Annotated in this window: 10 protein-coding genes and 1 tRNA gene; 7 read left to right on the top strand and 4 right to left on the bottom strand. The window is 69.1% G+C overall.

What is annotated here, in order from left to right:
- Nucleotides 1–53: 53 nt before the first annotated feature.
- From R1Z03_RS00790 to R1Z03_RS00780, 3 genes are all read right to left on the bottom strand, one after another.
- Nucleotides 54–1,607, bottom strand: coding sequence for an NAD(P)/FAD-dependent oxidoreductase (locus R1Z03_RS00790; protein WP_317356131.1), 1,554 nt, complete (start codon nucleotides 1,605–1,607; stop codon nucleotides 54–56).
- Entirely contained in the window at nucleotides 1,604–2,593 is a 990-nt protein-coding gene (locus tag R1Z03_RS00785) for a LysR substrate-binding domain-containing protein (protein ID WP_317356130.1), read from the bottom strand. The genes R1Z03_RS00790 and R1Z03_RS00785 overlap by 4 nt, the downstream gene beginning before the upstream one ends.
- Nucleotides 2,594–2,739: 146 nt before the next feature.
- Nucleotides 2,740–3,615, bottom strand: coding sequence for an SDR family oxidoreductase (locus tag R1Z03_RS00780; RefSeq protein ID WP_317356129.1), 876 nt, complete (start codon nucleotides 3,613–3,615; stop codon nucleotides 2,740–2,742).
- Nucleotides 3,616–3,694: 79 nt separating this feature from the next.
- Here R1Z03_RS00780 and R1Z03_RS00775 point away from each other — a divergent pair, with 79 nt between their 5' ends.
- Entirely contained in the window at nucleotides 3,695–4,183 is a 489-nt protein-coding gene (locus tag R1Z03_RS00775) for a helix-turn-helix domain-containing protein (RefSeq protein ID WP_317356128.1), read from the top strand.
- A gap of 136 nt (nucleotides 4,184–4,319) precedes the next feature.
- Here R1Z03_RS00775 and R1Z03_RS00770 read toward each other — a convergent pair.
- Nucleotides 4,320–4,396 (bottom strand) — tRNA-Met (locus tag R1Z03_RS00770).
- Nucleotides 4,397–4,521: 125 nt separating this feature from the next.
- Here R1Z03_RS00770 and R1Z03_RS00765 point away from each other — a divergent pair.
- The 6 genes from R1Z03_RS00765 (at nucleotide 4,522) to mdoH (ending at nucleotide 12,473) form a co-directional block, all read left to right on the top strand.
- Nucleotides 4,522–4,944: a hypothetical protein gene (locus tag R1Z03_RS00765; RefSeq protein ID WP_317356127.1), complete on the top strand. Its 423-nt coding sequence runs from the start codon at nucleotides 4,522–4,524 to the stop codon at nucleotides 4,942–4,944.
- A 116-nt stretch (nucleotides 4,945–5,060) separates the two neighbouring features.
- Nucleotides 5,061–6,404, top strand: coding sequence for a tRNA (N6-isopentenyl adenosine(37)-C2)-methylthiotransferase MiaB (miaB, locus tag R1Z03_RS00760; protein WP_284429441.1), 1,344 nt, complete (start codon nucleotides 5,061–5,063; stop codon nucleotides 6,402–6,404).
- 11 nt (nucleotides 6,405–6,415) lie between these two features.
- Nucleotides 6,416–7,876, top strand: a complete 1,461-nt coding sequence (locus R1Z03_RS00755; RefSeq protein WP_284429596.1) for a HAMP domain-containing sensor histidine kinase — start codon at nucleotides 6,416–6,418, stop codon at nucleotides 7,874–7,876.
- Entirely contained in the window at nucleotides 7,866–8,576 is a 711-nt protein-coding gene (locus R1Z03_RS00750) for a hypothetical protein (RefSeq protein WP_317356126.1), read from the top strand. The genes R1Z03_RS00755 and R1Z03_RS00750 overlap by 11 nt, the downstream gene beginning before the upstream one ends.
- Before the next feature lie 19 nt (nucleotides 8,577–8,595).
- The gene (locus R1Z03_RS00745) at nucleotides 8,596–9,996 is read left to right on the top strand and encodes a sigma 54-interacting transcriptional regulator (protein ID WP_317356125.1); all 1,401 of its coding nucleotides are present in this window, start codon (nucleotides 8,596–8,598) and stop codon (nucleotides 9,994–9,996) included.
- Between the two features lie 404 nt (nucleotides 9,997–10,400).
- The gene (mdoH, locus tag R1Z03_RS00740; protein WP_284429444.1) at nucleotides 10,401–12,473 is read left to right on the top strand and encodes a glucans biosynthesis glucosyltransferase MdoH; all 2,073 of its coding nucleotides are present in this window, start codon (nucleotides 10,401–10,403) and stop codon (nucleotides 12,471–12,473) included.
- The last annotated feature ends 235 nt before the right edge of the window (nucleotides 12,474–12,708 follow it).

Here is a 12,708-nt window from a genome sequence, read left to right as displayed (position 1 = left end):
AAGGCCTCCAGTGCAATATCCACTAGGGCATATAGCTATTATTTTCATAGCAATCATCGCGTGACCTCCGGGGCGCTTTCGGGGAGGGCCGGGGCGCTGGCGGCCGGCGCGGCGCCCTCGGGCCCATAGGCCGGGAAGGCCGCCGGCGTCCATTCGTCGCCGTCCAGCTCGGGCTCTTCGTAGCGCTGCATGGCCGCGTAGTGCAGCGCGGCGTCGTCGGCCAGCAGGCGGGCGGCCAGGCCCCGCGCCAGGCGCTGGGCGCCATCGCTGATCTGCGGGATGTCGCCCGCGCCCGCGCCCTGCGACAGCGCGCCGCCGTAGTTGAAGCAGTGCACGCGGTCCAGGCCTGGGCAGGCGCCGGGCGCCTTCTCCTGGAACTCGAACAGCGGCCCCAGGTCGGGCGAGGCGGCCAGCTCGGCATCGTCCTCGCCGGCCGGCGGCGCGAAGCGGTCCTGCCACAGGCGCACGGCCGGCGCGAACGCGGCGAACTCCGGGCGCAGCGCCCAGTCGGTACGAAAGCCGGTGCAGAAAATCACGAAGTCGGCGGCCAGCGGGCCCTTGGCGGTCTCCAGGCGCAGCGCGCCATCGGGCCGCACGGACGCGCCGTGCACGCCAGCCCCCAGGTGGAAGTGCGCGTTGGCGTGGCGCGATACGCGCAGCGTGCTGCCGTGCGGCGGCGGCACCTGCTGCACGTTCAGGTAATGGCGAAAGCGCCACTTCCATTCGTCCGGCAGGGCCCAGAAGCCATGGGCCATGCCTGGGTTGCCCGCGCCCTTGCCCTTGTTCACGCGGGGCAGCTCGGCGCGGCGCACCAGCAGGTCCACACGCGCGGCGCCGGCCTCCAGCGCCGTGGCGGCCGAATCCATGGCCGAGGCCCCGCCGCCCACCACCGCCACGCGCAGGCCGCGCAGCGCGGCGCCGTCCCACACATCGGCCGAGTGCGCCCAGCGGCCCGCCGGCAGCGCCCGCGCCCAGTCGGGCACCCAGGGGCCGCCCAGGCCGTCGCGGCCCGTGGCCAGCACCGCATGGCGGGCCAGCACGTGGTGGGGCGCGCCGCCGTTGGCATCGTCGGCCAGGTCGATCCGCACCAGGCCGTCGGCGCGCGGATGCACGGCCAGCACGCGCTGGCGGTTGCGCACGTCCAGGCCCAGCACGCGGCGGTACCAGCGCAGGTAATCCATCCACTGCAGGCGCGGGATCTTGTCGAGCGCCGCCCAGGCCGGCAGGCCGAACTGCGATTCGAACCAAGCGCGGAAGGTGAGCGCCGGCAGGCCCAGTGCGGGCCCGGTCAGCTCCTTGGGCGAGCGCAGGGTCTCCATGCGCGCGGTGGTCGCCCAGGGGCCCTCGAAGCCCTCGGGCGCACGATCGAACAGCGGTGCCTGCACACCCATGTGCGCCAGCGAGGCGCCCAGCGCCAGCCCGGCCATGCCGCCGCCGACGATGGCCACGTCCAGCACCGGCTCGCCCGCCTCGGTCAGCCGGGGCGGCACCCAGCGCCGCGCGGGCAGGCCCAGCCATTGCAGGTCCTGGCGCAGGCGCGCCTCCAGGGCGGCGAGCCCGGCGGGCGCGGGCGCAAGGGTGGAATCGGTGGGGGTGGCAATCGTCATTCGGAAACCTCGAAAGCAGTGGGGCCGGCATCGCCGCCGTAGAGCGCCTGCAGCAGCGCGGCATGCGCTTGCGGGGCGTGTTGCACGAAGCCCGGCAGCGGCCGGGCCGCCTGCAGCAGTGCATCCGCCACGGCCTGCACCTGCGGCGTGACGGGCTGCGCCTGGGGCGTGATGACCCCGAAGAAAAAAGGAATGTCGGTGTCCAGCGGCCGCACGGCCACGCCGTCGCAGGGCAGGCCCAGCGCGGTCAGCGGCTCCAGCACGGCCACGCCCAGCCCGGCGCGCACGGCGGCCTGGGCGTTGACGGACGAATTGGTCTCGATCGCATCGCGGCGCGCCAGTCCCGGCTGGCCGACCTGGGCCAGCGCCCGGTCGATGCGCCCGCGCAGGCGAAACGGATTGCTCAAGGTAATGAGTCGGCGTTCGGCCAGCGCCGCCAGCGGCACCACGGCCCGGGCGGCGAGCGGGTCATCCTGCGGCAGCACGGCCATGCAGGCGGTCTGGGCGATCCAGTGCACCTGCAGCCCACGGTGCTCCAGCGGCAGGCTGGTGGCCCCCAATTGCACCGCGCCCGTGAGCACGGCATGCACCACCTCTTCGGGCGAGGTGCTGCGCAACTGGATGGCGGCGCTGCCGGTGTGCGGCTCGGCCAGCCGCAGCGCCTGGGGCAGCAGGCCCACGGCCAGCGCCGAGGTGGCGGCCAGGCGCAGGGGCCGGGCCTCGCCGCGCGCGATCTCGGCGGCGCGATCGCGGATCTGCCGCAGGCCGCCGAGTGCGCGCTCCACGTCCTCGTACAGCAAAAAGCCCTGCTCGGTCGGCGTGACGCGCGGGCCGCCGCGGGCGAAGAGCGCATAGCCGATCTCTGCCTCCAGTTCCTGCAGCGAGCGGCTGACGGAGGGCTGCGAGCGGTCCAGCAGGCGCGCGGCCGCGGTCACGCTGCCGGTGGACATCACCGCGGCGAAGGCTTCGAGCTGGCGCAATTCCATGGGCTTGATTTCATGCGTTTTGTGAAATCATGAGGCCCTTGCATGCGAATTACAAATACTTTGACCACATATGCAAATGCCGAAGGGGCGCAAGCGGGGGCTTGACGCACACCTTCGGCCTTGCGGTCGAAAGGGTTTTGGGGTCGTCAGGCTTTCAAGGCCTCGGCGACGGATGCGGCCAGGGGCGTCGTCGGCCGGCCGATCAAGGCGCTGAGTTGCCGCCCGCCGTCGAACAAGCCACCCCGCGCGGCACCCGCGTCGCTGTCCGCCAGCATCTCGGCCACCGGCGCGGGCAGGCCGACGCTCACCAGCAGATCGCGGTACGCCGCCTCGGGCATGTCTTGGTAGGCCAGCGGCTTGCCGGCCTGCCGCGCCACTTCCTGGGCCAGTTCGGCCCGCGTGTAGGCCCCGTCGCCCGCCAGTTCATACACCTTGCCGGCCGTGCCGTCCGCAGCGGCCAGCACGGCTGCCGCGGCGGCGGCGTAGTCCGCCCGCGATGCGGAGGCAAAGCGCCCCTCGCCCGAAGCCCCCACCAGCACGCCGCGGCCCAGCGCATCGCCGATCCCCATCAGGTTGTTCTCGGTGTACCAACCGTTGCGTAGCAGCACGAAGGGCACACCCGATTCCTTGAGCAGCCCTTCAGTCGCCAGATGCTCCAGGGCCAAGCCCAAGGGGGACTCGTCCGCATGCAGCAGGCTGGTGTAGGCGATCAGTTGCACCCCGGCCCGCGCCGCCGCGCGTATCACGTTGCCATGCTGCGCGACCCGGCTGCCGACCTCGCTGGAAGAGATGAGCAGCACGCGGTCGATGCCCTGCAGCGCGGCATCCCATGAGGCCGCATCGCCGTAGTCCGCTTGGCGCAGCTCGATGCCTGCGGGCAGCACGGACGCGCTTTTCTCCACGTTGCGCACCGAGGCCACGATCTGCGAGGCCGGCACCCGCGTGAGAAGCTGCTGGATGACGAGGCGGCCGAGCTGGCCATTGGCGCCGGTGACGAGCAGGCGGGGGGAAGAAGTGGACATGCAAAGATCCTTTGGGTATGGATTGGAGAGGAGGTCTATATTAGGAACCGCCCCAACTTCCACAAGAAGGCAACTTTTCATGCCCTGGTTACCTGACGCTCACCCCCCTGCCCCGGCCGCCCCCGAGGCGCTCGAAGCCCTGGCCGCCACCCAGGCCTGGATGCGCGAGCGGCCCGACGGGCTGGACCTCGGCCAGTGCCCGGTGCGCGACGTGCTGGACCACATCGGCGACAAATGGACCACGCTGATCCTGCTGACGCTCGCCCCGGCCCCCTTGCGCTTCGGCGCACTGCAACGGGCCGTGCCCGACATCTCCAAGCGCATGCTGGCCCAGACCCTGCGGTCCCTGGAGCGCGACGGCCTGCTGACCCGGCACGTCTTTCCGACCAAGCCGCCCAGCGTGGAGTACCGGCTGTCGGCTTTGGGGCAGTCGGTGCTGGCGCCGTTGTCGCAGTTGCTGCAGTGGGCGGAAATGAACCATCGGAACATCCGCAGTGCGCGGGAACGGTTCGATGGCGCGGCGGTGCAACGGCCGGCAGAGGCGGTAGCACCCGCCGCCATGGGGTGACTGGACGGCGGCTTTCGTGGCCGCCGGGCTCCCGGGCCATTGGGCACAAGGGAAGCATGAATCCCCACCATCCCTTGCCCGCCAGCGGGCAGAAAAAGCAAAAGGGGCTGCGTTTGCACGCAGCCCCTTTTTTGTTTGGTGGCGCTTCACGGATTCGAACCGCGGACCTGTGGATTATGATTCCATCGCTCTAACCGACTGAGCTAAAGCGCCTAAGCCCTCAATTATAGCGCGACTTTTTTGGCGTTCAAGACTTTTCTTGTCGCTCTCTCCAACGCGGCCGGCGATCGCCTCGGGCCTGCACGTAAAATCGCGCGCCCAGCCCCTGGATGTAAACCATGAACCGCTGCCCCACTGTCCCGTTTTCCTTTCTCTTCGCGCCCTTGCTGGCCAGCGCCCTGCTCTGCGGCGCGGTCCTGCCCGCCGCGGCCCAGGTGGTCGCCCCCCTGGGCGGCGTGCGCACCTTTCCTGAAAATGCCCTGCGCGGTACGCTGGCCATCAACAGCACCGTCGATGCGCAACTGGATGGCAAGGCCATCCGCATGGCCCCCGGCATGCGCCTGCTCAGCCCACAGAACACGCTGGTCATGGCCCACTCGGTGATCGGGCAGAAGTTCACGGTGAACTATGTCGTCGAGGCCAGCACCGGCATGCTGCTGACCGCCTGGATCCTCAGCAAGGATGAAGCGGCCCAGCCGCGCAAGGGTGCGACGTCGACGGACCGCAATTTCATCTTCGAATCCGAGATTCCCAAGCGATAGGCAGGCCCGGGGGCCGCCAGCGCTGCGGCCGCTGGGTGCGCCATCCCTTTCCAGCCGCACGACCGGCCCCGCCCGCCATTGGCCGCGGGCAGCGCTACCGACACCAGAGATTCCCCATGAGCAAAAAAGTCTTCATCAAAACCTTCGGCTGCCAGATGAACGAGTACGACTCGGACAAGATGGCCGACGTGCTGCATGCCGCCCAGGGCTACGAGCCCACGCAGAACGTGGACGAGGCGGACCTGATCCTCTTCAACACCTGCTCGGTGCGCGAAAAGGCGCAGGAGAAGGTCTTCAGCGACCTCGGGCGCATCAAGCACCTGAAAGAGCGGGGCGTGAAGATCGGTGTGGGCGGCTGCGTGGCCAGCCAGGAAGGCGCCGAGATCATCAAGCGCGCGCCCTACGTGGACGTGGTGTTCGGACCGCAGACGCTGCACCGCCTGCCCGAGCTGCTGGCCCAGCGCGAGGTGCAGCGCCGCCCGCAGGTGGACATCAGCTTTCCCGAGATCGAGAAGTTCGACCACCTGCCCCCCGCGCGCGTGGAAGGCGCCAGCGCCTTCGTCTCCATCATGGAAGGTTGCAGCAAATACTGCAGCTACTGCGTGGTGCCCTACACCCGCGGCGAGGAGGTGAGCCGGCCGTTCGACGACGTGCTGGTCGAGGTCGCGGGGCTCGCCGACCAGGGCGTGAAAGAGATCACGCTGCTGGGCCAGAACGTGAACGCCTACCTGGGCAAGATGGGCGACACGGCGGAAATCGCCGACTTCGCGCTGCTGCTGGAATATGTGGCCGACATTCCAGGCATCGAACGCATCCGCTACACCACCAGCCACCCCAACGAATTCACGCCGCGCCTGATCGAGGCCTATGCGCGCATCCCCAAGCTGGCCAGCCACCTGCACCTGCCGGTCCAGCACGGCGCCGACCGCATCCTCATGGCCATGAAGCGGGGCTACACCGCCATGGAATACAAGAGCACCGTGCGCAAGCTGCGCGCGATCCGGCCGGACCTGGCCATGAGCAGCGACTTCATCGTGGGATTCCCAGGCGAGACCGAGGAGGACTTCCGCAAGATGATGAAGCTCATCGACGACGTGCACTTCGACAACAGCTTCAGCTTCATCTTCAGCCCGCGCCCGGGCACGCCGGCCGCCAGCCTGCACGACGACACGCCGCACGAGGTGAAGCTGCGCCGCCTGCAGGAACTGCAGGCCGTGATCAACGGCAACATCAAGTCGATCAGCGAAAGCCGCGTGGGCACGGTGCAGCGCATCCTGGTCGAAGGCGCCTCCAAGCGCGACGCCAGCGAGCTGATGGGCCGCACCGAATGCAACCGCGTCGTCAACTTCGTCGGCCAGCCCCGGCTGGTCGGGCAGATGGTGGATGTGGCCATCACCGAGGCCAAGGCCTACACCCTGCGCGGCGAGGTGGTGGTGCGCGAACCGGCGCTGGCGCACTGAGCCGCATGGGCATGGCATTCGCGATGCGCTTCCTGCGCCGGCAGCAAGGGGTGGCTGCGCTCGGTGGCCTGTCGTTCCAGCAGATGATGCTGCTGGCTTTCCTGCTGATCGCCGGGCTGCTGGGCGCCAGTTCGCTGCGGGCGATCTTCACGCTGGAGCAGCTGATGGGCCAGAGCCGCAACGGCGCGGCCGAGGCGATCCAGCTCAACGCTTCGGCGCAGAGCCTGAACGGGCGCAGCCAGACACTGGAGCGCGCGGCGCGCCAGTCCCTGGTGCTGGCTGACAAGTCGCTGCGGCGGCGGTTCGACGAGGTCTCGCGCGAGGCCCGCGACATCCTGCAGCGGCTGGAGGCCAAGGGCCTGCCGCCGGACCTGCCCAACCAGTGGCGCAAGCACCTGGGCGAGGTCACGTCGCTGCTGGACGGCCCCGCGGCGCTGTCGCTGGAAAACGAGCGGGTGGTGGCGGCGTTGTTCCTCGAACTGGACGCGCTCAACGGCACCATCGCCCAGACCGTGCAGGACATGAATGCGCAGCGCAGCACCGAACTGCTGGAAAAGATCGAGGCCAGCCGGCGCGAGGTGACGCACCAGGTGGTGGGCGTGATCGTGCTGGCGCTCGCCCTGGCGCTGGCCTTCGGCATCTGGCTGGCCCGGCCGTTCAAGCGCATGGAGCACGCCATCCGCCTGCTGGGCGAGAACGACCTGTCGCAGGCGGTGGACCTCTCCGGCCCGGTGGACATCCGCCGCGTGGGCCAGCAACTGGAATGGCTGCGCATGCGGCTGCTGGAGCTGGATGCCGACAAGGCCCGCTTCCTGCGTCACGTCTCCCATGAACTCAAGACGCCGCTGGCCTCAATGCGCGAAGGCGTGGCGCTGCTGCAGGACGGCGTGACGGGCGAGCTGACCGAAGGCCAGCGCGAGGTGGTGGACATCCTGCACCAGAACACCCTGGTGCTGCAGGGCGAGATCGAGGCGCTGCTGCGCTTCAACGCGGCGGCGTTCGAAGCGCGCCAGTTGCGCCGCGCGGAGACCGACCTGCTCGCGCTCATCGAAAGCCAGGTGGAGGCCCAGCGCCTGCACTGGCAGGCCAAGAAGCTCGACGTGGTGGTGGAGGGCGCGCCGGTGGCGCTGCAGATCGACGCGGAGAAGATCGCCCCGGCGGTCAGCAACCTGCTGTCGAACGCCATCCGGTTTTCGCCGCGCGGCGGAACGATTCGGATCACCTTGTCACGTTTTCCCGACCGGATTCGCATCGATTTCGCGGATGACGGCCCCGGAGTGCATGAGAATGACCGCTCCCGCATCTTCGAACCGTTTTATCGGGGTGTGCGCCAACCCGAGGACGCCGCACGCGGCACGGGCATCGGCCTGTCCATCGTCCAGGAATACGTGAGCGCCCACGGCGGCCACGTCACCCTTGTGGAAGACGGCGAACGCACCCCCTTCCGCATTGAATTGCCCCATGTCTCCTGATTTCCCGTCGCACTCCGTTCCGCGAGTGGTCTTCGGTGCGCGCAGCGCCGGGCCGGCCGGCCTGCTGCTGGCGGTGGCCCTGCTGAGCACGGGCTGCGCCAATCCACCGCCGGCGCCGCCGCCTCCGCCCCCGCCCGTGGAAGTGCCTGCACCCACCGCCCCGCCGCCGAAGGAAGAGCCCGACGAGCCCCCCGCACCGGTGTCCGAACCCGCCAGCAAGGACAACGGCAGCCAGCGCCCTTCCGTTCCGCGGCAGATGCTGCAGTACGCGGACAAGGTGCGCAGCATGGGCACGGCGGAGCTTGCCGCCGAGATCACGCAGTTGTCCAATGCGCAGCAGCAGTCGCCCGAAAAGCCGCTGCAGCTGGCCATCGTGCTCATGCACACGCGCCAGCCGCCTGACACGGCCCGGGCCCTCGGGTTGGTGCAGCGCGTGATGGCCGATACCACGGCGCCCGCACCGGCCTTGCACCCGCTGGCCCGCCTGCTGGAAGGACGGCTGCTGCAGCAGCGCCGGCTGGAAGACCAGCTGGACCGGCAGAACCAGCAACTGCGCGATGCCCAGCGGCGGATCGACCAGCTGAACGATCGGCTGGAGGCCATGCGCGCCATCGAGCGCAGCCTGAACGCGCGGCCCGGCGGCGTCAACGACCCCGCCAAGGGCGCGCAGCCCCCTCCCGCCGCAGAACCCCAACGCTGACCGCCAACCGATCGCCACCATGAAAGCTCCCTCCGGACACCGCCAACGCATCCTTGTGGTGGACGACGACGCCGACATGCTGCGGCTGCTGTCCCTGCGCCTGCAGGGCGCGGGATACGAGGTCACGGCGGTGACGTCCGCCGAGGCCGCGCTCGCGCAGCTGGACATCGACCGTCCCCAGCTCGTGCTGAGCGACGTCCGGCTGCCGGGGCGCGACGGCCTGGCGCTGTTCGACGAGGTGCGCTCGCGCCACCCCTCGCTGCCGGTCATCCTGCTGACCGCGCACGGCACGATCCCCGATGCGGTGGAGGCCACGGCACGCGGCGTCTTCACCTACCTCACCAAGCCCTACGACGCCAAGGACCTGCTGGACAAGATCGCCCAGGCCCTGGCGTTCAGCACGCCCACGGCGCAGGCCACCCGCGCCGACGACGCCTGGCGCGCCGAGATCATCAGCCGCTCCAACCGCATGGCGGACCTGCTGGCCGAAGCCCACATGGTGGCTCAGTCCGATGCCAGCGTGCTGCTGCTGGGCGACAGCGGCACCGGCAAGGAACTGCTGGCACGCGCCATCCACCGCGCCAGTCCGCGCGCCAACCGGCCCTTCGTGGCGGTCAACTGCGGCGCCATTCCCGAGGCGCTGCTCGAATCCGAGCTGTTTGGCCACATGAAGGGTGCGTTCACCGACGCGGTGACCAACCACAAGGGCCTGTTCCAGGCGGCGGATGGCGGCACGCTGCTGCTCGACGAAATCGGGGATATGCCGCCTGCCCTGCAGGTCAAGCTGCTGCGCGTGCTGCAGGAGCGTGCCGTGCGCCCGGTGGGCGCGAGCCAGGCGACGCCGGTGAACGTGCGCATCATCTCGGCCACCCACCGGGACCTGGAGACGGCCATGGCCGCCGCCCAGTTCCGGGAAGACCTCTACTACCGCCTGAACGTCGTCACGCTGACCCTGCCCACGCTGGGCGACCGGCGCGAGGACATCGCGCTGCTGGCCAACCACTTCCTGGACAACCTGGCCCGCAAGTACGACAAGCGCCTGTCCGGCTTCTCGCCGGAGGCCTTGAAGGCGCTGACCACGGCCGCCTGGCCCGGCAACGTGCGACAGCTCTTCAACGTGGTGGAACAGGTCTGCGCCCTGTCCACCACGCCCCTGGTGTCGCTGGGCCTCGTACAGCGCGCCCTGCGCACGCCCTCGGCCCAGGTGCTCAGCTTCGCAGAGGCCCGCCAGCGATTCGAACGGGAGTATCTGGTGGACCTGCTCAAGATGACGGACGGCAACGTGGCCGACGCCGCCCGCCTGGCGCAGCGCAACCGCACCGAGTTCTACCGGCTGCTGCAAAAGCACGCGCTGACCCCCGGCAATTTCAAGGCCGATGCGGGTGCGGCAGACGATGTCGCCGATGAGCGACAGGACTAAGTCGTTGATTTAAAAGGAAATGTGGTTTCCGACCGAGGGATGGGTCGCTGAATCCCGACAGATTCGGCCGTTTTCAGGTGGTTTTGCTGCGCCGCACAACCACTTACAGGCCAAAAACGTCGCAAGTCTTTGATTTAAAAAGACTTTTAGAAGCTGGCACAGGGTTTGCCCTATAGACCGGCATGACGCAAGAAATTTCCTCCTCCACCGCCCGCCCGGCGCACCGCGCTGATGCGAACCGGACACCTGCAGCAGCAGTGGCTGCAGGACAGCCACCGGCGCAGGCGGCCCGGGGCGAAACCTCTGCGCGTCCGGCTCCGTCCTCGGCCTTCGGCGCGTTTGTCGCCGAAAGCCGGACGGCCGCTTCTTTCCCAACGACAACCCAACTTCGCAGTGAGGGAACCATGGACCCACATCAATCTTCCCGTGCAGGACGTGTCGGCGCTGTTGCGCATGCCCCCGCCGTGGTGGCGCGGCGCGGCGCCACGTACCCCCGGCCGGTGGCCTCTGACCGCAGCACGCTGCGCGAAGAACGCCACCCCAACTCGCTCACCGCACCGCCGGTGCACCGTGGCTCCATGGCGCCCCTGCCATGGCGCGGCTTCTGGAACAGCATCGGCACCGCCTTGCTCATGCGCCTGAACGGCCAGCGCAACCGCCCCGCGGAAGGCTCCGAAATCACCGAAACCTGGCAACAGGCCGCCCAGCAGCGCCGCCTGGTGTTCATGCTGCTGACCGTGGCCAGCAGCGCGCTCGCCACCACGCTGTTCGCAGGCGTGCAGCCCAGCTACGACAGCGCCTGGCTCGAATACGGCCAACTCGCCCTGTTCGCCCTGCTCTCCACCTGGGTCGTCACCGGCTTCCTGACCGGCGTGATGGGCTTCTGGGTCATGCTGCGGGGCGACGCGCACGCGCTGTCCGCCGCCAGCGTGCGCAACAACCCGTTGAACGCCGATGCACGCACGGCGATCATCATGCCGATCTGCAACGAGGACGTCTCCACCGTGTTCGCCGGCCTGCGCGCCACCTGCGAATCCGTGGCCGCCACGGGGCATGCCAAGACTTTTGACGTGTTCGTGCTGTCCGACAGCTACGACCCCCAAATCGCCGCCGCCGAGCGCGCCGCGTGGGAAGACCTGCGCGCCGCCCTGGCCGCCAACGGCAACCAGCCGCAGGTCGAGGTGTACTACCGCCTGCGCACCCGCCGCAGCCACCGCAAGGCCGGCAACGTGGCCGACTTCTGCCGCCGCTGGGGCAAGGACTACCGCTACATGGTCGTGCTCGACGCCGACAGCGTGATGAGCGGCGATTGCATCGTCTCCATGGCCAAGCTGATGGAAGCGCATCCCCGCGCCGGCATCATCCAGACCGCCACCCAGGCCATCGGCCACGTCACCCTGCACGCCCGTGCACAGCAGTTCGCCTCCCGCGTGACGGGCCGCCTGTTCACGCTGGGCATGCAGTTCTGGCAACTGGGCGAGTCCCACTACTGGGGCCACAACGCGATCATCCGCGTACAGCCCTTCATGGAACACTGCGCGCTGGCCCCGATCAAGGGCACCGGCGGCATGAGCGGCGGCATCATGTCGCACGACTTCGTGGAAGCGGCCCTGATGCGCCGTGCCGGCTACCATGTGTGGCTGGTGTCCGACCTGGTCGGCAGCTACGAGCAACAACCGCCGGACCTGCTGTCCGAGCTGCAGCGTGACCGCCGCTGGTGCCAGGGCAACCTGCAGAACGCCCGCCTGATGGCCGAGCCCGGCATCCACCCCGTGCACCGCGCCATGTTCGTCACCGGCGCGATGGCCTACCTGTCGGCGCCCCTGTGGCTGGCCTTCATCACCTTCGGCACGGCCCTGTGGCTGGCCGGCGCCCGCCTGGTGTCCGACTGGAACATCCTGCCCAGCGAACTGATGGCGCTGTGGGCCTGGACGCTGTGCATGCTGTTCCTGCCCCGCGCCCTGGGCGTGGCAGCGATCTTCATGAAGGGCGAGCAAAAGCAGTACGGCGGCACCGCCAGCCTGATCAAGAGCGCCGGCCTGGAGAGCGTGCTGGCCATCCTGCAGGCCCCGATCCGCATGCTGGCCCATTCGCTGTTCGTGATCATCGCCCTCACCGGCCTGAAGCTGGAATGGAAATCGCCTCCCCGCGAAGCCAACGCCGTGCCCTGGAGCGATGCGGTGCGCCAGTTGGCCCCGATGACCGGCGTGATCGCCCTGCTGGGCCTGGGCGTGGCGCTGATCGACCCGAGCGCGCTGATCTGGCTCATGCCCGTCGGCCTGCCGCTGGCCCTGTCCATCCCGCTGGTGGTGGTTTCCAGCCAGATCGCCCTGGGCCGTGCCGTGCGGGCCCAGCGCCTGCTGCTGATCCCCGAAGAGGCATGGTCTCCGCCCGTCCTGCGCCGCGCATGGATGCATGCCACCCAGCTGAAGAACCGCCCCCTGCGTTCCGCAGCCCCGGTGCTGAAGGCGGCCTGAACGGCATCCACCTGCCAACGCGCGCCCCCCACCGCGGCGCTTCAATGAAAAAGCCGACCCTCGGGTCGGCTTTTTCTATGGGAAGGTGAATGGTGACCGGGCCGGTGCGAGCGCGTGGCGATCGGCCAAGCTCGGAGGTCGGGCTCCATCCACCAAGCGCAGGCGCCGACAGATCAAAGTCTTTTCGGGCTCCAGCGCATGATTCACTAGGGCATATCGCTATATTTTTTATAGC

Origin of the sequence: Acidovorax sp. BLS4, from assembly GCF_032929295.1 — a bacterium.
Lineage (GTDB): Bacteria > Pseudomonadota > Gammaproteobacteria > Burkholderiales > Burkholderiaceae_C > Paracidovorax.
Note: the sequence above shows the minus strand (reverse complement) of the source record. Positions and strands in the feature narration are given on the sequence as shown.